General features: G+C 52.7%; 1 rRNA gene. It reads left to right on the plus strand.

The window, feature by feature from the left end:
- Positions 1-636 (plus strand): 23S ribosomal RNA (locus ACW9JY_RS10460); the annotation flags it as partial.

Genomic DNA, 636 nt, shown 5'->3' on the forward strand with positions numbered 1-636 from the left:
AAGAGTTATGGAGGTAGAGCACTGAATGGCGTAGGGGGGTAGACCTCTGAAACCAATCAAACTCCGAATGCCATAACTGGATACCAGGGAGAAAGACTATGGGGAATAAGCTTCATAGTCGAGAGGGAAAGAGCCCAGACCGACAGCTAAGGTTCCGAAGAAGCGGCTAAGTGTGAAAGGAAGTGGACCTCTTGAGACAGCCGGGAGGTTGGCTTAGAAGCAGCCATCCTTGAAAGAGTGCGTAACAGCTCACCGGTAGAAGAGGACTGCGCCGAAAATGTAACGGAGCTAAAGCCGCGCACCGAAGCTACGGTATAGCCGAAAGGCTATAGGTAGGGGAGCGATGTGCGAGGGAGAAGCATATCTGGAAGGATATGTGGACGAAGCACAAGAGAGAATGCAGGCATGAGTAACGAAATGGGAGTGAGAATCTCCCACCCCTAAAGTCTAAGGTTACCTGGGGAAGGGTCGTCCGCCCAGGGTAAGTCGGGACCTAAGGTGAACCCGAAAGGGGTAGCCGATGGAAAACGGGTAAAGAATCCCGTACCGGTAAAAGGGGAGCTACAAGGGGGGACACAGGAGGTAAAGCTACCGAGATAGGGTTGCGAATCTTCCAAGCGACGATGCCGAAGAAGC

The sequence above is a fragment of the Petrotoga sp. DB-2 genome (assembly GCF_054051725.1).